Annotated in this window: 20 protein-coding genes and 2 tRNA genes; 11 read left to right on the top strand and 11 right to left on the bottom strand. The window is 63.9% G+C overall.

Features of this window, described 5'->3' with window-relative positions:
• Positions 1 to 613: 613 nt before the first annotated feature.
• From ACXAGF_RS10070 to ACXAGF_RS10060, 3 genes are all read right to left on the bottom strand, one after another.
• Positions 614 to 1,216: an acyltransferase family protein gene (locus ACXAGF_RS10070; RefSeq protein ID WP_475016652.1), complete on the bottom strand. Its 603-nt coding sequence runs from the start codon at positions 1,214 to 1,216 to the stop codon at positions 614 to 616.
• Between the two features lie 1,326 nt (positions 1,217 to 2,542).
• Positions 2,543 to 2,619: transfer RNA gene (locus tag ACXAGF_RS10065), tRNA-Arg, on the bottom strand.
• A gap of 203 nt (positions 2,620 to 2,822) precedes the next feature.
• The gene (locus ACXAGF_RS10060; protein WP_475016651.1) at positions 2,823 to 3,128 is read right to left on the bottom strand and encodes an ETC complex I subunit; all 306 of its coding nucleotides are present in this window, start codon (positions 3,126 to 3,128) and stop codon (positions 2,823 to 2,825) included.
• A 281-nt stretch (positions 3,129 to 3,409) separates the two neighbouring features.
• Between ACXAGF_RS10060 and ACXAGF_RS10055 the strand changes: the two genes are divergently transcribed.
• Positions 3,410 to 3,688: a hypothetical protein gene (locus tag ACXAGF_RS10055; RefSeq protein WP_475016649.1), complete on the top strand. Its 279-nt coding sequence runs from the start codon at positions 3,410 to 3,412 to the stop codon at positions 3,686 to 3,688.
• Positions 3,689 to 3,719: 31 nt separating this feature from the next.
• On the opposite strand, the gene ACXAGF_RS10050 is transcribed toward ACXAGF_RS10055, so the two are convergent.
• Positions 3,720 to 3,796 (bottom strand) — tRNA-Pro (locus ACXAGF_RS10050).
• A 468-nt stretch (positions 3,797 to 4,264) separates the two neighbouring features.
• Between ACXAGF_RS10050 and ACXAGF_RS10045 the strand changes: the two genes are divergently transcribed.
• Positions 4,265 to 5,290, top strand: coding sequence for a GlxA family transcriptional regulator (locus tag ACXAGF_RS10045; protein ID WP_475016647.1), 1,026 nt, complete (start codon positions 4,265 to 4,267; stop codon positions 5,288 to 5,290).
• A gap of 105 nt (positions 5,291 to 5,395) precedes the next feature.
• Here ACXAGF_RS10045 and ACXAGF_RS10040 read toward each other — a convergent pair whose 3' ends face one another.
• From ACXAGF_RS10040 to ACXAGF_RS10025, 4 genes are all read right to left on the bottom strand, one after another.
• The gene (locus tag ACXAGF_RS10040) at positions 5,396 to 6,166 is read right to left on the bottom strand and encodes an amino acid ABC transporter ATP-binding protein (protein ID WP_475016644.1); all 771 of its coding nucleotides are present in this window, start codon (positions 6,164 to 6,166) and stop codon (positions 5,396 to 5,398) included.
• Between the two features lie 16 nt (positions 6,167 to 6,182).
• Positions 6,183 to 7,337, bottom strand: coding sequence for an amino acid ABC transporter permease (locus tag ACXAGF_RS10035; RefSeq protein WP_475016642.1), 1,155 nt, complete (start codon positions 7,335 to 7,337; stop codon positions 6,183 to 6,185).
• 1 nt (position 7,338) lies between these two features.
• Positions 7,339 to 8,547: an amino acid ABC transporter permease gene (locus ACXAGF_RS10030; protein WP_475016640.1), complete on the bottom strand. Its 1,209-nt coding sequence runs from the start codon at positions 8,545 to 8,547 to the stop codon at positions 7,339 to 7,341.
• A gap of 98 nt (positions 8,548 to 8,645) precedes the next feature.
• Complete coding sequence (locus ACXAGF_RS10025; RefSeq protein ID WP_475016638.1) at positions 8,646 to 9,677, bottom strand: amino acid ABC transporter substrate-binding protein; 1,032 nt, start codon at positions 9,675 to 9,677, stop codon at positions 8,646 to 8,648.
• Positions 9,678 to 10,046: 369 nt separating this feature from the next.
• On the opposite strand from ACXAGF_RS10025, the gene ACXAGF_RS10020 reads away from it, so the two are divergent.
• Positions 10,047 to 11,237, top strand: coding sequence for a cystathionine beta-lyase (locus ACXAGF_RS10020; protein WP_475016635.1), 1,191 nt, complete (start codon positions 10,047 to 10,049; stop codon positions 11,235 to 11,237).
• Between the two features lie 47 nt (positions 11,238 to 11,284).
• Here the strand turns inward: ACXAGF_RS10020 and ACXAGF_RS10015 are convergent, their stop codons facing one another.
• Both ACXAGF_RS10015 and ACXAGF_RS10010 read right to left on the bottom strand, forming a co-directional pair.
• Positions 11,285 to 12,439 carry an FAD-dependent monooxygenase gene (locus ACXAGF_RS10015; protein ID WP_475016634.1) on the bottom strand — a complete coding sequence of 385 codons (1,155 nt, stop codon included), beginning with the start codon at positions 12,437 to 12,439 and terminating at the stop codon, positions 11,285 to 11,287.
• 26 nt (positions 12,440 to 12,465) lie between these two features.
• On the bottom strand, positions 12,466 to 12,711 hold the full coding sequence (locus tag ACXAGF_RS10010; RefSeq protein ID WP_475016632.1) for a zinc-finger domain-containing protein: 246 nt from the start codon (positions 12,709 to 12,711) through the stop codon (positions 12,466 to 12,468).
• A 167-nt stretch (positions 12,712 to 12,878) separates the two neighbouring features.
• On the opposite strand from ACXAGF_RS10010, the gene ACXAGF_RS10005 reads away from it, so the two are divergent.
• The 8 genes from ACXAGF_RS10005 (at position 12,879) to ACXAGF_RS09970 (ending at position 19,688) form a co-directional block, all read left to right on the top strand.
• Positions 12,879 to 13,664, top strand: a complete 786-nt coding sequence (locus ACXAGF_RS10005; protein WP_475016630.1) for an alpha/beta fold hydrolase — start codon at positions 12,879 to 12,881, stop codon at positions 13,662 to 13,664.
• An 85-nt stretch (positions 13,665 to 13,749) separates the two neighbouring features.
• Positions 13,750 to 14,583, top strand: coding sequence for a serine O-acetyltransferase (gene cysE, locus ACXAGF_RS10000; protein ID WP_475016628.1), 834 nt, complete (start codon positions 13,750 to 13,752; stop codon positions 14,581 to 14,583).
• 95 nt (positions 14,584 to 14,678) lie between these two features.
• A complete protein-coding gene (locus ACXAGF_RS09995; protein ID WP_475016626.1) occupies positions 14,679 to 14,882 on the top strand; it encodes a DUF3126 family protein in 204 nt (67 codons plus the stop codon).
• A gap of 189 nt (positions 14,883 to 15,071) precedes the next feature.
• A complete protein-coding gene (locus ACXAGF_RS09990; RefSeq protein ID WP_475016625.1) occupies positions 15,072 to 15,425 on the top strand; it encodes a phasin family protein in 354 nt (117 codons plus the stop codon).
• Between the two features lie 250 nt (positions 15,426 to 15,675).
• Positions 15,676 to 16,026 carry an ATP-dependent Clp protease adapter ClpS gene (gene clpS / locus ACXAGF_RS09985; RefSeq protein WP_475016623.1) on the top strand — a complete coding sequence of 117 codons (351 nt, stop codon included), beginning with the start codon at positions 15,676 to 15,678 and terminating at the stop codon, positions 16,024 to 16,026.
• A 9-nt stretch (positions 16,027 to 16,035) separates the two neighbouring features.
• Positions 16,036 to 18,528 carry an ATP-dependent Clp protease ATP-binding subunit ClpA gene (gene clpA, locus ACXAGF_RS09980; RefSeq protein ID WP_475016621.1) on the top strand — a complete coding sequence of 831 codons (2,493 nt, stop codon included), beginning with the start codon at positions 16,036 to 16,038 and terminating at the stop codon, positions 18,526 to 18,528.
• A 75-nt stretch (positions 18,529 to 18,603) separates the two neighbouring features.
• On the top strand, positions 18,604 to 19,350 hold the full coding sequence (locus ACXAGF_RS09975; RefSeq protein ID WP_475016619.1) for an AzlC family ABC transporter permease: 747 nt from the start codon (positions 18,604 to 18,606) through the stop codon (positions 19,348 to 19,350).
• Positions 19,317 to 19,688 (top strand): AzlD domain-containing protein, encoded by a 372-nt coding sequence (locus ACXAGF_RS09970; RefSeq protein ID WP_475016617.1) that lies wholly within the window; start codon positions 19,317 to 19,319, stop codon positions 19,686 to 19,688. The genes ACXAGF_RS09975 and ACXAGF_RS09970 overlap by 34 nt, the downstream gene beginning before the upstream one ends.
• Positions 19,689 to 19,718: 30 nt before the next feature.
• On the opposite strand, the gene ACXAGF_RS09965 is transcribed toward ACXAGF_RS09970, so the two are convergent.
• Entirely contained in the window at positions 19,719 to 20,144 is a 426-nt protein-coding gene (locus ACXAGF_RS09965) for an HIT family protein (RefSeq protein WP_475016616.1), read from the bottom strand.
• Positions 20,145 to 20,169 lie beyond the last annotated feature (25 nt).

Genomic DNA, 20,169 nt, shown 5'->3' with positions numbered 1-20,169 from the left:
CTATGCGGCAAAATACTACAATTGCCGGCGCGGGAATACTGCATGTGCCCGATGCAAGAACCGGCCGCCGACGCCTAGCATTGGTCACCGATGCTGCGGCGGCTGCCGCGGCGCAAGCCAAGGAGAATGCGTCATGGACCCGTGGCGGGAATTGGGGCGGGAGGATCACTCCAGCCTCCTCGAATGCCTGGCGCATTCGTCCTGGGGCGCGAAGTGCTACAGGTACGTCCCATCAGAACCGGCCTGGCGCGATACCGGGGCCGTCTGGCAGGGCGCGCCTGGATGGAACGTGATGGCCGACGCCGACGCCCCCGTGGAAAGCCCGGCACGCCAACAGCCCCGCAGCCGCCGCTGGCGGCGCCTGCGGTTGCTGGCCACCCGCTGGTGGCGTCGCCCCTCGGGGTCTGCCCGCCAAGGCTGAACGCATGGTGCGGGCTGAAGGGCGAAGGGATTGATGTCGTTGGTCGGTACTGATGGCGAACTCTGCCGAGACGCGAGAAAAGCCATGTTTGTCAATGAATTGAGCGAAAATCCCAATAGCTGTGGGGCTCTGTGCCGCCCATTGGTTTTGCCTTAAAGATTAAAGCATTCTCCAGTCAATGTTATGGCTGGATCAGGCCGCAAGCTTGCTGCGGCGATAGAGGGCTCTCAACGGCTGCTCAACGTAGGTGTAAGACAGCCACGCAAGGCAAACCGACAGCGTCGCGACGATGATGAACGTAGGGACTGGCCCCCATTGATCCCGAAGCATGCGGGTGAGCGGGTAGTGCCACAGCAACGTTTCACGCCGAAGCGTTCTGGTTGAGAGGATCAGCAACGGCCAGAGCAGATAGAACTTCGCTTCTACCGCCAGCGACCATGTGTGGCCGAGCATCTTTGGCTCATGCCAGAAGGCCAATGAATAGTCTGAGACATAGAGACCGGCCAGCAGGACATCCGACGTGACGGTGCGCTCGCTCAGAAACCACGGCGCGAATGCGGCATACGCGGCCAACATCAGCAGAAATGCAGGCCCCAGCCTGACGATCCGCCCCACGAAAAAATCCGGAAGCGACCTGCCTTCCCGCAGGAGTGACGTGACCAGATATCCGGAAAGAACGAAAAAAAGGTCGACTCCGATCATGCCGCCGAGGGCAACTGGGATACGGCAATGGAAAGCAACCACGGCGAGAACCGCCACGGCCCGAACACCGTCAAGTGCCGGATTCTGCTGCAACCAATAGCTCCCCAGTTTCAGCCTCAGGTTATCGTATAGAATGCATCGGGAGGCCGCCAGCTGTTGTCCTCGGCGGCAATCAGGTCGGCCGAAGGCTTTCCGTCCCTAAGATAAGCGGAAGTTGATTGAGCTAGGCGCACGCTCGTTGAGCAACGGATCTTCGGCGTCAATGCAAGGCAGTGCGGGCGCCGGGACGTTGTTGACCGGTCGCCAAGGCTAACGTTGCTGGAAATGACGAGCGATGGTTCATTGCGAGGACGGAGGAACACCTGCACCCAATCGGTCAGGGCAGGTCGCTCGTTGCCTGTGCGACCCCAATTCGACCTCGCAGTGCGCAGTTCAAACCAGAAGCTGTCATCCAGGTCTCTGAAAAAATTGGCGACCCCTGCAGGATTCGAACCTGCGACCTACTGCTTAGAAGGCGGAAATAATAGGCTAATCGCGAATCATCCACGCTAGCATTAAATCATCACAACTGATTGCAATCATTGGTGATTTTTGGCGCCTGGAGGCCAAGTGATTGGGGTCGAAAAACGATTTCAAATTTGCCAAACCGTCCCCAAACCGTCCCCAAATTTGTCGCGTCTGCCCTGCCGCATAACGGTCACCCCCTCTATGGACGCCAGACTATCTTGTGCATTTCCATCGCGAATAGGCCGAAATCTGTGCCTCGGCCACTGACTATGACCCGTGACCCAGGCCCGAGAGAATTCTTTAGTTCAGCAGGAAAACCGCAAAGTGTGCTCGCGGGGAATGGTACGTTTCGAACGGTGATGCCGTTGCGGCATTTCCTGCTTCCATAGTGCGAAACCCCTTCCACCGTAAAAACCTGCTCCACCTCGTGACCAACAAGCACGGCCGCAGTGAAGGGGACAGATATCAAGATCGCATAGATGCCCATTCCAAAGCCAAAGATTGGCAAAAGGAAAAACGCAACGGCCTTTTTACCGTCGCTATACCCACGCCACTCCCCCTCGTGTCGTACCACAGCCACCATCAAGAACAGGGCGGATAATACGATACCGCAAACCACTGATGCTCCTTTGGCCCTGTCAATCCAATTGGCTGTTGGTAAAAATGGAAGCCCAAAAAATCCCAAGAGCATTGGCACTAAGCAAAACAGTACCGCGCCGAAAATGAGGTGCGCTGAGAGCGGTATTCTAGCTGGAGTTGGTGCCTGTGAATTCATCAACTTATTCCGAGTGACATACCATCAAAACGCATTCAAGCAATGATTGTATGGCAACGCAAGTTCGCGCAGTGTAAGTGGGTCCGGCCTGTCGCCTTGAAAAACGGATGCTTGTAGGTGAAGCTTAAGAAGTGGGATGGCGACCCCTACAGGATTCGAACCTGTGACATTCGACTTAGAAGGTCGACGCTCTATCCAGCTGAGCTAAGGGGCCTAAATTGACCAACTGCCATGCAGTTGGTCTAAGTCATTGATTTCCTATAGCAGATTACTAGCCATACCCAAAACCGTACCCTAACGGAACCTGCCAGGAAAGTAAGTCTATGTTAACGCTGCATCATTCTAGCTCACCGAAACGCTTAGAAGGCAGTTGCTCTATCCAGCTGAGCTAAGGGGCCGTCGGTCCCGGGGCGCCGGTCAGTGGGTCCAGGGCTGCATGCGGTTGAAGCGGAAATTGTCCGGATAGGCGACCTTCTTGCGGGTCGGGTCGTGCGGCTCGATAACCCGGAAATCGATGCCGTTGCGCTGCGCATAGGCGATCGCCTCCTCGCGCGTATCGAATCGAAGCCGGACCTGCTGACGCATGTCGGCGGAACTGGTGTAGCCCATGATCGGATCGATCGTGCGCGGCCGCTCCTGATCGAATTCCAGAATCCACTGGTTGGTTTTCGCCTTGCCGGACTGCATCGCCGTTTTGGCAGGACGGAAAATCTTCGCGCTCATGAGTCCTCTCGCTCCAGTCGTCTGATCGCCAGCCGCACGGATGCGCGCATCGCACGGTCCGGGGCGGCAGGCTAGGGCAGTGGCAGTCCCGCCGTTGTCGGTGCTTAGCACCGGGGCCGGCGCATTTCAACGGTCGCGTGCCGGCAGGCCCGATCTTCCCGGTGCCATTTCGATGCTGCCCGGACCCCGGAACGGTCGCCGACCTGCATGGATTGGACCGGCGCGCTCGACTGCGGTTCTCAACAGGGGCAAACTGGGATGGACGTTCGGGAGGCATGAGGATGAAAACGACGCTTCTTCCTGGCGCCCTTGCCCTGCTCGTGGCCGGTTGCTCGCCCACGTCCGGCGAAGGCCGTTATCCGGAACCGATCCCGGGCAGCATCACCTATGGCGGCCGGCCACGGTCAAAGCTGACCAAATCCCCCGTCGGCAGCTGGTTCCATCATCGTTTCACGGACCCGTTCGGCCGACTGGTACAGGAGACCTATGTCATCCAGGCCGACCGCACGCTGCTGCTGACCAGCCGTATCGTCATGGTTGAGGACGCGCAGCGCGACTGAAGGAGGAAGGGCAGGTGGGGGGCGAGAACGGTGGTCGGAGTGGAGAGATTCGAACTCCCGACCCTCTGGTCCCAAACCAGATGCGCTACCAGGCTGCGCTACACTCCGCCGATCCGTGCAGGCGGAGATACACGCATCCGGCGCCGCTCGCAACTGCAAATGCGGAAATGGGGCGCAAGTGCGAGCCAAGTCCCGGACGGACGTTTCGGGTCGGGGCCGCGCGGAGCCTTCGTTCCGGGCCAAGGGAACCCGGGCCGTTTGTGTCCCCGCGCTGGCCTTTCGGTCGATGGCGCCGGCGGCGGCGTACGTCCGGGCCTGGTCGCGCTCGCGCCACGTCCTGTCAAGGCGGACGGATGAGGGGATATGTCACCAATGGTGACAGCCGGGCATGTAGGGGCTTGGCCAAAAAAACGGGCCGATCCGCCGTGCGGCGAATCAGCCCGGTGCGGACAGTCTTCGGCCGGGTCCGACAAGGGGATCGGGCGGCCGGTCTGCTCCAGATGCCTGCATGCGCGATCATGCGCCAACGGTGATTTGCTCATTGACAGATTCCGCCAAAATCTTGACAATTTGCGCATGCCGCCCATTGTCCGCTCATCTCTGCCGCTGCAGGTCGTCGTGCTGCTCCTGCCGGAGTCCTCGCTGATGTCGCTGGCGAGCGTTCTGGATCCGATGCGTGCGGCCAACCGCGTGGTGCCGGACGCGGTGTTCCGCTGGACGATCGTTTCCCCGGACGGCCGGCCGGTGCGGCTGACCAGCGGCGTCGAGATCGCAGTCGATGGTGCGCTCGGCGACCAGGCGGGCGATGTGCTGGTGGTGATCGCCGGCTTCAACCAGGACCGGCACGCCGACCGGCGCTTCGTCGGCCGGCTGAAATCGGTGGCGGGCCGGTTCGGCACCGTCGCCGGCGTCGAGTCGGGCTGCTGGCTGCTCGCCCGGTCCGGGCTGCTCGACGGGCGCGAGGCGACCGCGCACTGGGAAGAGCTGGAGGACTTCGCGGTCGCGTTTCCGGCGCTGAACGTGCGGGCGGACCGCTTCGTCACCGACGGCCACCTCTGGACCTCCGGCGGCGCCTCGCCGACCTTTGACATGATGCTGCATCTGATCCGGCTGCATCTCGGCACGGCGGTGGCGCTCGACGTGGCGAGCGTCTTCGTCTACGACGAGACGCATGCGGCCAGCGACGCCCAGCCGCTGGTGTCGCTGGGGCGGCTCGCCGGGCACACGCCCGAACTGGCGGCGGCGATCCGGCTGATGGAGCGGACGATCGAACGCCCGCTGACGACGGCGACCGTGGCGCGGCGGCTGGGCATGTCCACGCGCAGGCTCGAGCACCTGTTCGCCTCGGGGCTTTCGACCAGCCCGGGCCGGTACTATCTGCGACTGCGGCTGACGGCAGCGCAACGGCTGGTGCGCGACACCCGGCTGGCGATGCGCGAGATCGGCCTCAGAACCGGCTTCGACAGCCTGTCGGCCTTTTCGCGCGCCTTTCACCGTCAGTTCGGCGTGTCGCCGCGCCGCTTCCGTCAGACCGACGGGGTCGCGGCCGTGCCCGAGGCCCGGCCGGTGGAACTGGCCGCCCATCCGCGCCGGTCCTGGTGATCGGCACAACAACAAGCACGGCCCGACGGTCAGGACCTCGCGCCGCGCTTCAGGTGGTTGGCGCTCTCTTCAAGCAAAAAAGATCCGCGCTTTCGGCGGATCCCGCTAGTGCAGGATCTGGCTGAGGAAGAGCTTGGTGCGCTCGTGCTGCGGGTTGTCGAAGAAGTTCTGCGGGTCGTTTTCCTCGACGATCTGGCCCTGGTCCATGAAGATCACGCGGTTGGCGACCTGCCGGGCAAAACCCATCTCGTGGGTGACGCAGAGCATGGTCATGCCTTCTTCGGCCAGCGACACCATGGTCTCGAGCACTTCCTTGACCATTTCCGGGTCTAGAGCCGAGGTCGGCTCGTCGAACAGCATGATCTTCGGCTTCATGCAGAGCGAGCGGGCAATCGCCACGCGCTGCTGCTGGCCGCCGGAAAGCTGGCCCGGGTACTTGTTCGCCTGCTCGGGAATCTTGACGCGCTCGAGATAGTGCATCGCCACCTGCTCGGCTTCCTTCTTCGGCATCTTGCGCACCCAGATCGGCGCCAGCGTGCAGTTTTCCAGGATCGTCAGGTGCGGGAACAGGTTGAAGTGCTGGAACACCATTCCGACCTCGCGGCGCACCTCGTCGATCTTCTTCAGATCGTTGGTGAGTTCGATGCCGTCGACGACGATCTGGCCCTTCTGGTGCTCCTCCAGCCGGTTGATGCAGCGGATCATCGTCGACTTGCCCGATCCGGACGGGCCGGCGATGACGATGCGCTCTCCGCGCATGACCTTCAGGTTGATGTCGCGCAGCACGTGGAAGTCGCCATACCACTTGTTCATGTTGACGATCTCGACGGCCACGTCGGTGGCGGAGACCGACATCTGCTTGGCTTGGGCTACCATTGTTGTTTTCCCCTTGTTATCTCTTGTGGCCGGTATCGAGGCGGCGCTCCACGAATGCTGAATAGCGCGACATGCCGAAGCAGAAAAGCCAGAACACGAAACCAGCGAAAATCAGGCCGGTCAGCGGCGTCACGGGCGTGATCCAGGTGGTGTCGCCGAAGCTGGCCTTGACGATGCCGAGCAGGTCGTACATGGCGATGATCGTCACCAGCGAGGTGTCCTTGAACATGCCGATGAAGGTGTTGACGATGCCGGGGATGACGAGCTTGATCGCCTGCGGCAGCACGACGAAGGTCATCTTGTGGAAGTAGTTCAGCCCGAGCGCGTCGGCGGCCTCGTACTGGCCCTTCGGGATTGCCTGAAGGCCGCCGCGGATCACCTCGGCCATGTAGGCTGAGGCGAAGATCGACACGCCGATCAGCGCCCGCAGGAACTTGTCGATGTTGTTGCCCGGCTCGAGGAACAGCGGCAGCAACACGCTTGCCATGAACAAAACGGTGATCAGCGGTACGCCGCGGATCAGCTCGATGAAGCTGACGCACGCCGTCCGGACAATCGGCATCTGCGACCGGCGCCCGAGCGCGAGCAGGATGCCCGCGGGCAGCGACACGACGATGCCGACGAAGGACAGGATCAGCGTCACCATCAGCCCGCCCCACAGGGACGTCTCAACATGCGGCAGGCCGAACACGCCGCCAAGCAGCAGAATGTAGGCCAGCACCGGCAGCGCGAACAGCAGAAGGATCGCGTTCAGCCCCTTGCGCGGCACGCTCGGGATCAGCATCGGCACGAGCAAGGCAACGAACAGGGCTCCGACGAGCAACGGCCGCCACAGCTCGCCCCGCGGGTAGGAGCCGAACATGAACAGCACGAAGCGGTCGGCGACATAGGCCCAGCAGGCGCCGCTCCAGCCGGAGGGCAGGACGCCGCCCTGGTCGACCGTCAGGCAGGCGGCGCGGTCCGAGCCGGTCCAGACCGCGGAAAGGAACAGCCAGTCGATCGCGCCCGGCAGGAAATACAGAAGCGCGAGGAGCGCGATGACCGTCATGACGCCGTCGCGCCAGGAGGCGAACAGGTTATGGCGGATCCAGCCAAGCGCGGTGTGGTCGGAAATCGGCGGCTTTTCGGGAGCGATGAACTGGTCGCGGACGTAGGTTGCGCTTTCGGCCATCTTACCGCTCCACCAGTGCCATCTTGGCGTTGAACCAGTTCATGAACATCGACGTGATCAGGCTGATCGAGACGTAGACCACCATCCAGATCGCGATGATCTCGATGGACCGGCCCGCCTGGTTGAGGATGGTGCCGCCGACGGCGACGAGGTCGGCATAGCCGACGGCGACCGCAAGCGAGGAGTTCTTGATCAGGTTCAGATACTGCGAGGTCAGCGGCGGAATGATGATCCGCAGCGCCTGTGGCAGGATGACGAGGCGCGTCGTCAGGCCGGGCCGCAAGCCCAGCGCATAGGATGCCTCCGTCTGGCCTCTGGAGACGCCACGGATGCCGGCCCGGACGATCTCGGCGATGAACGAGGCGGTGTAAAGCGACAGCGCCAGGTACAGCGCCAGGAACTCGGGACCGATGACCAGGCCGCCGCGCATGTTGAACGAGCCCGGGACCGGGTAGTCGAACGTCAGCGGGCTGCCGAGCAGGAGGAAGACCAGCAGCGGCGGCAACACGATCATCGCCAGGTTGGCGATCAGGACGGGCGGCCGGCGGCCGGTGCTGCGCTGGTAGGCATTGGCCCAGACGGTGAAAGCGATCGCCGCGACGATGCCGAGCGCCAGGGCGCCGAAGACATAGCCGAATCCCTCGCCGAATACCGGCGCGGGCATGTAGATGCCGCGATTCGATATGAAGAACATCGCGTCCGGGTTTTCTTCGACGTGCTGGAAGATGGTCCGGATCGACGGCAGCAGCGCCAGAACGCCGAGGTACCAGAAGAAGATGACGAGCAGCGGCGGAATGTTGCGGAAGACCTCGACATAGATCGTGCAAAGCCGCGCGATCAGCCAGTTGTGCGACAACCGGCCGATACCGATGATGAGGCCGACCGCGGTGGCGGTGACGATGCCCCAGACGGCCACGACCAGCGTGTTGATCAGCCCGACTTCCAGTGCCCGCAGATAGGTCGAGTCGCTCGAGTAGCTGATCAGCGTCTGGGCGATGTCGAATCCGGCGCGGCTCCGGAGAAAGTCGAATCCGGCCGTCATGTTCGCGCGGGCGAGGTTTTGCGCCGCATTGTTCCAGGCGTACCAGATGACCCAAGCAATGCCGAACAGGGTAAGTGCCTGATAGATATAACTTCTCAGGGCCGGATTATAGAGCAGCGATACCTTTGGAGGTTCGCCGGACCCGGTGCGGGCATCAGCTACAGCCATTGAGAACCCCTTCGTTCCGTTCGCCCTGTTTGCCGGGCGTTTCATGTTGGGGGGAGGGCGGAGAACCGCCCTCCCGACAATCGTCTAAGCTTCGTCGATCAACGGACCGGCGGCGCGTACTGCAGGCCACCCTTGGTCCACAGCGCGTTCAGGCCGCGTTCGATCTGGAGCGGCGAGCCCTGGCCGACGTTGCGTTCGAACGATTCGCCGTAGTTGCCGACGCCCTTGATGATCTGCACGGCCCAGTCAGCCGGCAGGCCGAGGTCGGAACCGATGGTCGAGTCGGCTTCCTCGCCGAGGAAGCGCTTGATGTCCGGGTTGTCGGACTTCTTCATCTCCTCGACATTGGCCTGGGTGATGCCGAATTCCTCGGCGGCGACCATGGCGTAGTGCGACCAGCTGACGATGTCGAGCCAGCGCGAGTCGTTCTGGCGCACGGCCGGGCCAAGCGGCTCCTTGGAGATGATTTCCGGCAGAACCATGTGGTCGTCCGGGTTGGCCATCTTCAGGCGGATCGAGTAGAGGCCCGAGGCGTCGGTGGTGTAGGCGTCGCAACGACCGGCGTTGTAGGCGGCGTCGGCTTCGTCCTGCGCTTCGAACACCACGGGCTTGAAGTCCATGTTGTTGGCGCGGAAGTAGTCGGCGAGGTTGAGCTCGGTGGTCGTGCCGGCCTGGACGCAGATGGAGGCGCCGCTCAGTTCGAGCGCGGACTTCACGCCGAGGTCCTTCTTCACCATGAAGCCCTGGCCGTCATAGTAGTTCACGGCGCGGAAGTCGAAGCCGAGCTGCGAATCGCGGCTGATGCTCCAGGTGGTGTTGCGCGCCAGCATGTCGATCTCGCCCGACTGCAGGGCCGGGAAGCGGTCCTTGGCCGACAGCGGCGTGTACTTGACCTTGGTGGCGTCACCAAAGACGGCGGCAGCCACGGCCTTGCAGAGGTCGACGTCGAGGCCGGACCAGTTGCCTGCGGAGTCCTGCGCGCCGAAACCTGCAAGGTTCGAGCCGTTGACGCCGCACTGTACGAAACCCTTTGCCTTCACGTCCGAAAGCGTGTCGGCCTGAGCGGCCGATGCGCCAATCCCCATGACGGCAGCAGCACCGAGAAGGGCTGTCACGATCGTTTTTGCCATGTTTAACTACCTTTGTTCTCTTGTCTTTCTAATGTCCGCGCGGCGCCGGCGTGGTGCGGGAACGCTGCGGCACTCGCCACCCTCCCGGCGCGAGTTGGTTCTATCACATGCTCAAAATGACGCAGGGTCAAGAGAGCTGGCCTATTTTCCGGATGCGGTGGTAAAAATCGCCGGGGATGGCAAATTAATATGCAAAATCAGATGGAAAATGGCAGTTTGCCCTTGCGTTGGGCGGGCCGCGGGCCGGCTGGCCGATTCGGCCGAACAACTTCGCGTGATGTTTCATCAGGATTTTTGTCTTGACCCCGAACATCCGCGGACGGAAGAGTCCGGATTCTGCAAACGAAAGCAAACCTCTCCGGACAAACGATGACAGACAAAGCTGAAGTGCTCGCCGGCGCTGGCGACAATACCCGCCTTGCCCATATCGGAAACGATCCCTCCGACTTTCACGGCTTCGTCAACCCGCCGGTCGTTCATGCCTCGACGGTGCTGTTTCCCAACGCGGCGACCATGGAGAAGCGGGCGCAGAAGTACACCTACGGGACCCGCGGGACCCCGACCACCGACGCGCTTTGCGCGGCGATCGACGAGCTGGAAGGCTCGGCCGGGACCATCGTCGTCCCCTCCGGCCTGGCGGCCGTCACGGTTCCCTTCCTCGCCTTCCTTTCCGCCGGTGACCACGCGCTGATCGTCGATTCGGTCTACAGCCCGACCCGCCACTTCTGCGATACGATGCTGACGCGCCTCGGCGTCGAGGTCGAATACTACGACCCGGCCGCCGGCGCTGACATCGCGCGACTGATGCGGCCGAACACGCGGCTGGTCCATACGGAGGCGCCCGGCTCGAATACTTTCGAGATGCAGGACATACGTGCGATCGCCGATGCGGCCCACAGGGGCGCGGCGGTCGTCACCATGGACAACACCTGGGCGACGCCGCTCTTCTTCAAGCCGCTCGACCATGGCGTCGACATCTCTATCCATGCGGCGACGAAGTACCCGGCCGGCCATTCGGACATCCTCATGGGCACGGTTTCGGCCAATGCCGAGCACTGGCGGCAGCTGTGGGAAGGCAACTTTGCGCTCGGGATCTGCGGCGCGCCGGACGATGCCTACCAGGTCCTGCGCGGGCTGCGGACCATGGGTGTTCGACTCGAACGGCACCAGGAGAGCGCGCTGCGCCTGGCCGAGTGGCTGGAGGGGCACGACGACGTCGCCCGCGTTCTGCATCCGGCCCTGCCGAGCTTTCCCGGGCACGAGTTGTGGAAGCGCGACTTCAAGGGCGCGAGCGGCATTTTTTCCATCGTGCTCAAGGGCGGGAGCCCCGACCGCTACAAGGCCAAGGCGCACGCCTTCCTCGATGCGCTGCGGCTGTTTGGCCTCGGCTACTCCTGGGGCGGCTACGAGAGCCTCGCCGTCCACGTCAACCTCAGCGACCGGAAGGTCTGTACCGCGCCGGAGGAGGGCCCGGTGCTGCGCCTGCAGGTCGGCTTGGAGGACCTTGCCGACGTGCGCGCCGACGTCGAGCGCGGACTGGCGGCTGCGCGCGCCGTCTGATTGCCTCTGCCGATGCTTGCGTGGGGTGGCCGACAGGTGCTGCGCCGTCAGGTCTCGGGGCGATAGCCATAGAGCCAGTCCAGGTCCGCTGCCAGGCTCTCCGGGCTGCGCAGCGCGAGCACCGCGTCCCGCGCGAGCGCGACCGGACCGCGGGCGTGGTAGGCGAACCGGTTGAAGTCGGCGCGGGCGCGCACGCGCCGCAGCCGCGCGCGCCGACGGCCCTCATAGGCGGACAGGGCGCCAGCGACGTCGGTGGCGCCCGCGACCGCCGCGGCCAGCTCGACGGCGTCCTCGATCGCCATCGCGGCCCCTTGCGCGGCAAAGGGTGTCGTCGCATGGGCGGCGTCGCCAATCAGTATCAGGTCGCGACCGTTGAACCAGCGCCCGTCGGGCGTTTCGTAGAGCGGCCAGCTGAGCGGAGCCTCGGCGGCGCCAAGAAGGGCAACAATGTCGCCGCTCCAGCCGGAAAAGGCGGCAAGATGCGGCGCCCCGGACCCGATGGACCAGTCGTGGCTGGTGGCGGCGCCGCGGTGGATGGCGACGATGTTGAAGGATTGCGCCTCCACCAGCGGGTAGGCGACGAGATGGGCCGACGGCCCCATCCAGGCGACGACGGACTGGCGATCGAGGAAGCCGGGAGCATCGCCATAGGGAACCATGAATCGCCAGGCGACACTGCCGCTGAAGCGCGCCGGCGGCGCGGCCGGAACAAAGGTTCGCAACTTCGACCAGACCCCGTCCGCGCCGATGACAAGGTCCACCGGTGCGCCGGCCGCGGCGGCGATGGCGCCGGAATTGTGGCGCGCGATCTTGACGCCGAGATGGATCTGCACGCGCGGGTCGGCTTGCGCCGCGTCGAGCAGGGCGCGCTGCAGCGTCGCCCGATGAAGGACGGCGTAGGGGTGGCGCCAACGCCGTCGCGCCTCCACGCCGGCGGGGACCGCGGCCAGCGGCCTCAGCGTGCGGCCGGAAGCGAGCACGATCCGTTCCGGCTCGAACCAGCGCTCCTCAAGGCCCGGCAGCAGGCCGAGCGCAGCAAGAATTCCGGAGGCGTTGGGGGAAAGCTGCAGGCCGGCGCCGACCTCGTCGAGGCGGTCGGCCTGCTCCAGCACATGGCTGGCTATGCCCTTTCGAGCCAGGGCGAGGGCCGCGGTCAGCCCCGCGATGCCGGCGCCGACGATGGCGACCGTTCGCACGGTCATCGGCGCGGCGTCCCTGGACGCATCGTTCAGGCGGCCTGGTTGGCGAAGGTGCAGCCGACCGGGTTGGTCTGGTGGGGTTTCAGCGACGGGTTGTAGCGGTAGAGCGTCGAGCAGTAGCCGCAGACCTTCTCGTCGTCGTCACCCATGTCGATGAAGATGTGCGGGTGATCGAACGGGACCGAGGCGCCGACGCACATGAACTCCTTCACGCCGATCTCGATCATGCGGTGTCCGCCGTCGTTCTGGAAATGGGGAATGCTGTGGCCGGCCATGGGAAGCTCCGAATATCAAGGTCGAATTCGCGGCGGACCTTATAGCCGTCGCATGCAAAAGTGTAGCGGCAAAACGGCGGTGTCGACCGAGAAAAAACGTGGCCGGGACGTTTCCAGGGCGGAAAAAGCGGCCTATGAGCATTCCGTCGAAGGCAGAGAGGCAAGCGATGAACCTGACCCCCCCATCCTTTTCCCGGTTCCACCATGACGGGCTGGAACTGGCATTCTTTGACGAGGGCGATCCGTCCGGTGCGCCGGTGCTGCTGATCCACGGTTTTGCGTCCAGCGCCACCGTCAACTGGGTCTCTCCGGGTTGGTTGAAGACGCTGGGCGATGCCGGCTACCGGGTGATCGGCATCGACAACCGCGGACACGGCCGGAGCGCCAAGCCGCGCGAGGCCGATCGCTATTATCCGCCGCTGATGGCGGGTGACGCGGCGGCGCTGCTCGATCATCTCGACATCGCGCAGGCGCACGTCATGGGTTACTCGATGGGCGCACGCATCACCGCCTTCATGGCGCTTGGCCATCCCGACCGGGTCCGCTCGGTCGTCTTCGGCGGGCTCGGCATCGGCATGGTCGACGGGGTGGGGGACTGGGACCCGATCGCCGACGCGCTGCTGGCGCCGTCGCTCGACGACGTCACGCATGAACGCGGCCGGATGTTCCGCAGCTTCGCCGAGCAGACCAATTCCGACCGGGAGGCGCTCGCCGCCTGCATCATGACCTCGCGCGAACTGCTTTCGCCGGCCGACATGGCGCGGATCGACATGCCGGCGCTGGTGGCGGTCGGCACCACCGACGACATCGCCGGCTCGGCGCAGGAACTCGCATTGCTGATGCCGCACGCCCGTGCGCTCGACATACCCGGCCGCGACCACATGCTGTCGGTGGGCGACCGCGTCTTCAAGAAGGCGGTGCTGGAGTTCTACGGCGAAATCGACGGGCGATAGGTGGCCGGCGCACGCTGCGGGGCATTTCGCCCGGCGGACGTTTGCTCTATATAGGGGGCATACCGACGCAATAAGGAGTACGGCGATGGTCGCCCCCCACGAGAAGCGCGCCGACGACAAGCTCAAGGTCATGGACCCGATCTGGGACAGCCTGCAGCAAGAGGCACGCGCCGCCGCGCAGGAAGACCCGCTGCTGGCGGCCTTTCTCTACTCGACCGTCATCAACCAGCCGTCCCTGGAGGCGAGCGTCATCCACCGTGTCTGCGAGCGGCTCGACCATCCCGACCTGCAGGCCAACCTGCTGCGGCAGACCTTCGAGGAAATGCAGGCGGCCTGGCCGGAGTGGGGTTCGATCCTGCGCGTCGACATCCAGGCGGTCTACGACCGCGACCCGGCCTGCACCCGCTTCATCGAACCGGTGCTGTACTTCAAGGGCTTCCACGCGCTCCAGACCCACCGTCTGGCGCACTGGCTCCACCTGAACGGCCGGCGCGACTTCTCGCTCTATCTGCAGAGCCGCTCCTCCAGCGTGTTCCAGACGGACATCAATCCGGCGGCGCGGATCGGCAAGGGCATCTTCCTTGACCACGCCACCGGCCTCGTCGTCGGGGAAACGGCGGTGATCGGCGACAACGTCTCGATCCTGCACAACGTCACGCTCGGCGGTACCGGCAAGGAGGGCGGCGACCGCCATCCCAAGATCGACAACGGCGTCCTGATCGGCGCCGGGGCGAAGATCCTCGGCAATATTCACATCGGTCATTGCTCGCGCATCGCGGCGGGCTCGGTCGTGCTGAAGGACATGCCGCCGAAATCGACCGTCGCGGGCGTTCCGGCCAAGGTCGTCGGCGAGGCGGGCTGCTCCGAGCCGTCGCGTGCCATGGACCAGATTCTGCACGGGGCGGGCTTCGACATCTGAGCGGAAAACCGCTGCAGGAAGCCAATTCGAGGGTTTACAGCTTCGGACACAGGTGCAAGAAGCGACCCGACCGAACCGGATACGGAGACGCAATCGTGAAGCCCGAAGAGATCAGGAAGCTTGAGGCCTACTTCAAGCGCAACTTCAACAAGGACATGGTGATCAAGGCCCGCCCGCGCAAGGACGAGTCGGCCGAGGTCTACCTGGCCGACGAATTCCTCGGGGTCGTGTTCCGCGACGAGGAAGACGGCGAGCTGTCCTACAACTTCTCGATGGCTATTCTCGACATCGACCTGTAGGCGCGTCGCCGCGACGATCAACCCCGCGGAACCCGGTGCCGGCAAAGCCCCGGGTTTTGTTGCTTTCAGGGGAGAGGCGTCATCAAGCCTTTGCAAACATTTGGGATTATTGCGTCGCAGCATTTCGTTGACTTAATTGTGCAGTGCATATAACGTCAAACCATACGGGTGGAACGAAAGGAGCGTCCCATGTTCAACTTCGAGGAAGCAAACAAGAGTGGCAAGGAAGCGATGGACACTGTCCTGAAGGGCTACTCCACGGTTGCAAAGGGCATGCAGGCGATCGCGGCCGAAACCGCTGACTATTCGAAGAAGTCGTTCGAAGAGGGCATCGCGCATTTCGAGAAGCTCTCCAACGCCAAGAGCATGGAAGCAGCTTTCGAACTCCAGGCCACCTACCTGAAGAAGGCCTACGAGTCCTATGTCGCCGAGGCGACGAAGATCGGCGAGATGTATTCCGACCTCGCCAAGAGCGCCTACAAGCCCTACGAGGCTCCGGTCACCAAGGCGCCGGCACCGTCGAAGCCTGCCGCGGCCGCCTGAACGGACGTTTCCGCGGACCTGATTTCAAGGCCGGTGGCGCGCTCGCGCCGCCGGCCTTTTGCCGTTTGGCGGCAGGGTATAGACGAAATTCCGGCTTTCAATCCGGCATCGCTCGATTATCATGGCAGGACGAAGCAAGGGCCTTAAAATCTCGAAACGAACCACTAGATTACGTAGGTCTAATGACGGCAACGATCGCCGCCGCGTCCGCCAATGGAGGCCAGGCCGCGCTCAATGGGAATGAACAGGAATGAATGCGACACCGGTCCGGTTGCAGGACAATGAAGGCGGCGGCGACACTCCCGGTCGCGGCACGTCGGTCATCACCCGCACGAAGCCGAAGACCAAGAAGCCGAGCCTCTACCGGGTGCTGCTTCTCAATGACGACTACACGCCGATGGAATTCGTGATCCACATCCTCGAGCGGTTCTTCCAGAAGGACCGTGAAGCGGCAACGCGGATCATGCTGCATGTGCACAACCACGGGGTGGGTGAGTGTGGCGTTTTCACCTACGAGGTTGCCGAAACCAAAGTGACACAGGTGATGGACTTCTCCCGCCAGCACCAGCACCCGCTGCAATGTGTCATGGAAAAGAAATGAGGAAACAACGTGCCAACTTTTTCGACCAGTCTTGAGAAAGCGCTTCACCAGGCACTGACCTACGCCAACGAGCGCCACCACGAGTACGCCACCCTGGAGCATCTGCTCCTGGCGCTGATCGACGACGCGGACGCGGCGGCGGTGATGGGGGCGTGCAACGTCAACCTCGATACGCTTCGCAAGACGGTCACCGACTATGTCGACAACGACCTGGCGAACCTCGTGACGGGCTACGAGGAAGACTCCAAGCCGACCTCCGGCTTCCAGCGCGTGATCCAGCGCGCGGTCATCCACGTGCAGTCGTCGGGCCGCGAGGAAGTGACCGGGGCCAACGTCCTGGTCGCGATCTTCGCCGAGCGCGAGAGCCACGCCGCCTACTTCCTGCAGGAACAGGAGATGACGCGCTACGATGCCGTCAACTTCATCTCGCACGGCATCGGCAAGCGGCCCGGCGCGTCCGAGGCGCGCTCGGTCCGGGGCACCGACGACCAGGAGAACGAGCAGAAGCCGTCGCGCGCCCAGGGCGAGCAGGAGGACGGGGCCAAGAAGCAGGACGCGCTCAGCGCCTATTGCGTCAACCTCAACGAGAAGGCCAAGGGCGGCAAGATCGATCCGCTGATCGGCCGCCACGCCGAGGTCAACCGCACGATTCAGGTGCTCTGCCGCCGCTCCAAGAACAACCCGCTCTATGTCGGCGATCCCGGCGTCGGAAAGACCGCGATTGCCGAGGGACTTGCCAAGCGCATTGTCGAGGGCAAGGTGCCCGAGGCGCTTGCCGACGCGACCATCTTCTCGCTCGACATGGGCACGCTGCTCGCCGGCACGCGCTACCGCGGCGACTTCGAGGAGCGCCTGAAACAGGTGGTGAAGGAGCTTGAGGAGTATCCCGGCGCGGTGCTGTTCATCGACGAGATCCACACGGTCATCGGCGCCGGGGCAACCTCGGGCGGTGCGATGGACGCGTCCAACCTCCTGAAGCCGGCGCTGTCGAACGGGGCGATCCGCTGCATCGGTTCGACCACCTACAAGGAGTACCGCCAGTTCTTCGAGAAGGACCGGGCGCTCGTCCGCCGTTTTCAGAAGATCGACGTGAACGAGCCGACGATCGACGACACGATCGAGATCATGAAGGGGCTGAAGCCGTATTTCGAGGACTACCACCGGCTGAAATACTCGAACGACGCAATCAAGTCCGCGGTCGAGCTGTCGGCACGTTACATCAGCGACCGCAAGCTGCCCGACAAGGCGATCGACGTCATCGACGAGACCGGCGCGGCGCAGATGCTGCTCCCTGCCGGCAAGCGGCGCAAGCTGATCACCGAGAAGGAGATCGAGGCGACCATCGCGACGATGGCGCGCATTCCGCCCAAGACCGTTTCCAAGGATGACGAGGCCGTGCTCGCCAACCTGGAGAAGGAACTGCGGTCGGTCGTGTACGGCCAGGACCTGGCGATCGAGGCGCTCGCCTCCTCGATCAAGCTGGCGCGCGCCGGCCTGCGCGAGCCGAACAAGCCGATCGGCTGCTACCTGTTTTCCGGTCCGACCGGCGTCGGCAAGACCGAGGTCGCCAAGCAGCTCGCCGCCTCGCTCGGCGTGGAGCTGTTGCGCTTCGACATGTCGGAGTACATGGAGCGGCACACGGTTTCGCGGCTGCTCGGCGCACCTCCCGGCTATGTCGGCTTCGACCAGGGCGGTCTTCTGACCGACGGCGTCGACCAGCATCCGCACTGCGTGCTGCTGCTCGACGAGATCGAGAAGGCCCATCCGGACCTGTACAACATCCTGCTGCAGGTGATGGACCACGGCTCGCTGACCGACCACAACGGCAAGAAGATCGATTTCCGCAACGTCATCCTCATTATGACGACCAATGCCGGCGCCTCCGACATGCAGAAGGCGGCAATCGGCTTCGGCTCGTCCAAGCGCGAGGGCGACGACATGGAGGCGATCAACCGGCTGTTCACGCCGGAGTTCCGCAACCGCCTCGATGCCATCATTCCGTTCTCGTCGCTGCCGACCCCGGTCATCCACCAGGTCGTGCAGAAGTTCGTCATGCAGCTCGAGACGCAGCTTGCCGAACGCAACGTCACCTTCGAGCTGCAGCCGGAGGCGATCGCCTGGCTGGCGGAGAAGGGCTACGACGAGAAGATGGGCGCGCGGCCGCTGTCCCGCGTCATCCAGGAGAACGTCAAGAAGAAGCTCGCCGACGAGATCCTGTTCGGCAAGCTGAAGAAGGGCGGCGTGGTCCGTGTCTCGGTCGGCGAGAAGGAGGACGGGACAAAGGGCATCGTCCTGGAGGCGGTGCCGGAGACGACGCCGATCAAGCCGAAGGCCGAGGTCACAGCCCCCGCGCGCAAGGCATCCAAGCCACGCAAGGCCAAGGAGACCGTGACTGCGGACGGCACCGGGCGCGGCAAGGCTGCAAAGGCGGCGGACGCCGAAAAGACCGCGGCGCCACCCCGCAAGGGCAGCGCGGTGCCCAAGGTGCCGCGTAAGAAATAACCGCTCCCGCCAGGGAGTTCGATGCCGGGCAGGAAACTGCCCGGCATTGTCATGTCAAAGGACAGGAAGACCGCAATGGATGCCGACGAGGGGCTGGGGGAACGCTCGAACCGCTACTGGTTCGTCCAGGGAATGCGTGGCATCTGGAGCCTGCCGGCGATCATTCTGATGATGTCCTTCGTCGGATTTGCCGCCTTTACCGCCGAGGCCGGCGTTCCGCTCGGGCAGGTCATGTTCATGACGGGGATCGTCTGGGCCCTGCCGGCCAAGGTCATCCTCGTCGGCAGCATGCTGTCGGGCGCCAATCTCGCCGCCGCCTTCATCGCCGTGACGCTGTCCTCGGTGCGAATGATGCCCATGGTCGCGGCACTGGTGCCCGAGCTCCGCTCGCGCCGGACGCCCACCTGGGTTCTGCTTGCGCTGTCCCACTTCGTCGCCATCACCGCCTGGGTGTTTGCCATGGAGCGCGTGCCGTCCGTGCCGCGGGAACGGAGGGTGGCGTTCTTTGCCGGCTTCGGCGTCACGCTCACCGTGGCGAACATCCTTTTGGTCGGGGTCTGCTACGGGCTGGTGTCGACGTTTCCGCCGATCGTGGCCGGTTGCCTGTTCTTCCTGACGCCGGTCTACTTCCTGACCTCGATCTGGGTCTCGGCCCGCCACCGGGTAATTTATTGGGGCCTGTCGATCGGCCTGGTGCTCGGCGTCGTCTTCCACGAACTGGCGCCGGAGTTCGACATCCTGCTCGCCGGCCTGGTCGGGGGAACCGCGGCCTGGGCGATCGAACGGCAATGGCGCCTCAGGCGGGCAGGACGGACGGCATGAGCTTCGACGGTGCCTGGCCCTATCTGTTCATCGCGGTCGCCGGCTGGCTGGCGACCGATATCTGGCGATGGCTCGGCGTCCTGGCGGGCAACAGGCTCGACGAGGATTCGGAGGTGCTGACCTGGGTGAAGGCCGTGGCGACCGCGCTGGTGGCGGCGGTCATCGCCAAGCTGATCGTCTACCCGACCGGCGAACTGGCGGCCTCGCCCCTGTGGCTGCGGCTTGCAGCCGTGGGGGTGGGCGCGCTCGCGTTCTTCCTGAGCGGCGGCAGGCAGATCGCCGGCATCGCCGGTGCCATCGCCTTTCTTGCCGGCGGCCTGTTCGTGCTCGGCGCCTGAGCGGTTCCGACGACGGCGTTGCGGCCAGCGTCAGCCAGCCAGCGCGTCGCGCATCTTCTGCGCATTGGCGGCCAGCACGCCGTGGTCCTCCATGGTCCCCGTATGCGGCTTCAGCGGCACGCCCTCGAAGCGTGGAATGACATGGAAGTGCAGGTGGTAGATCGTCTGCCCGGAGGCCGGCTCGTTGAACTGAATGACCGTCACGCCATCGGCCTCGAACGCCGCCTTGGCGGCGACCGCCACCTTCTGCACCACGGGAATCACCCGGGACAGGGTCTGCGGATCGGCGTCGAGGATGTTGCGCGACGGGGCCTTGGGGATCACCAGCGAATGGCCGGTCCCCTGCGGCATGACATCCATGAAGGCAATGGCGTACTCGTCCTCGTAGACCTTGTGCGAGGGTATCTCCCCGCGAAGGATCTTGGCGAAGATGTTGCCGGGATCGTAGGCGGTCATGACGGTCTCCTCATGTTCGGCCGCT

This window comes from Mycoplana sp. ABR4_002 (assembly GCF_056159645.1).
This window is presented reverse-complemented; position numbering and strand designations above follow the sequence as displayed.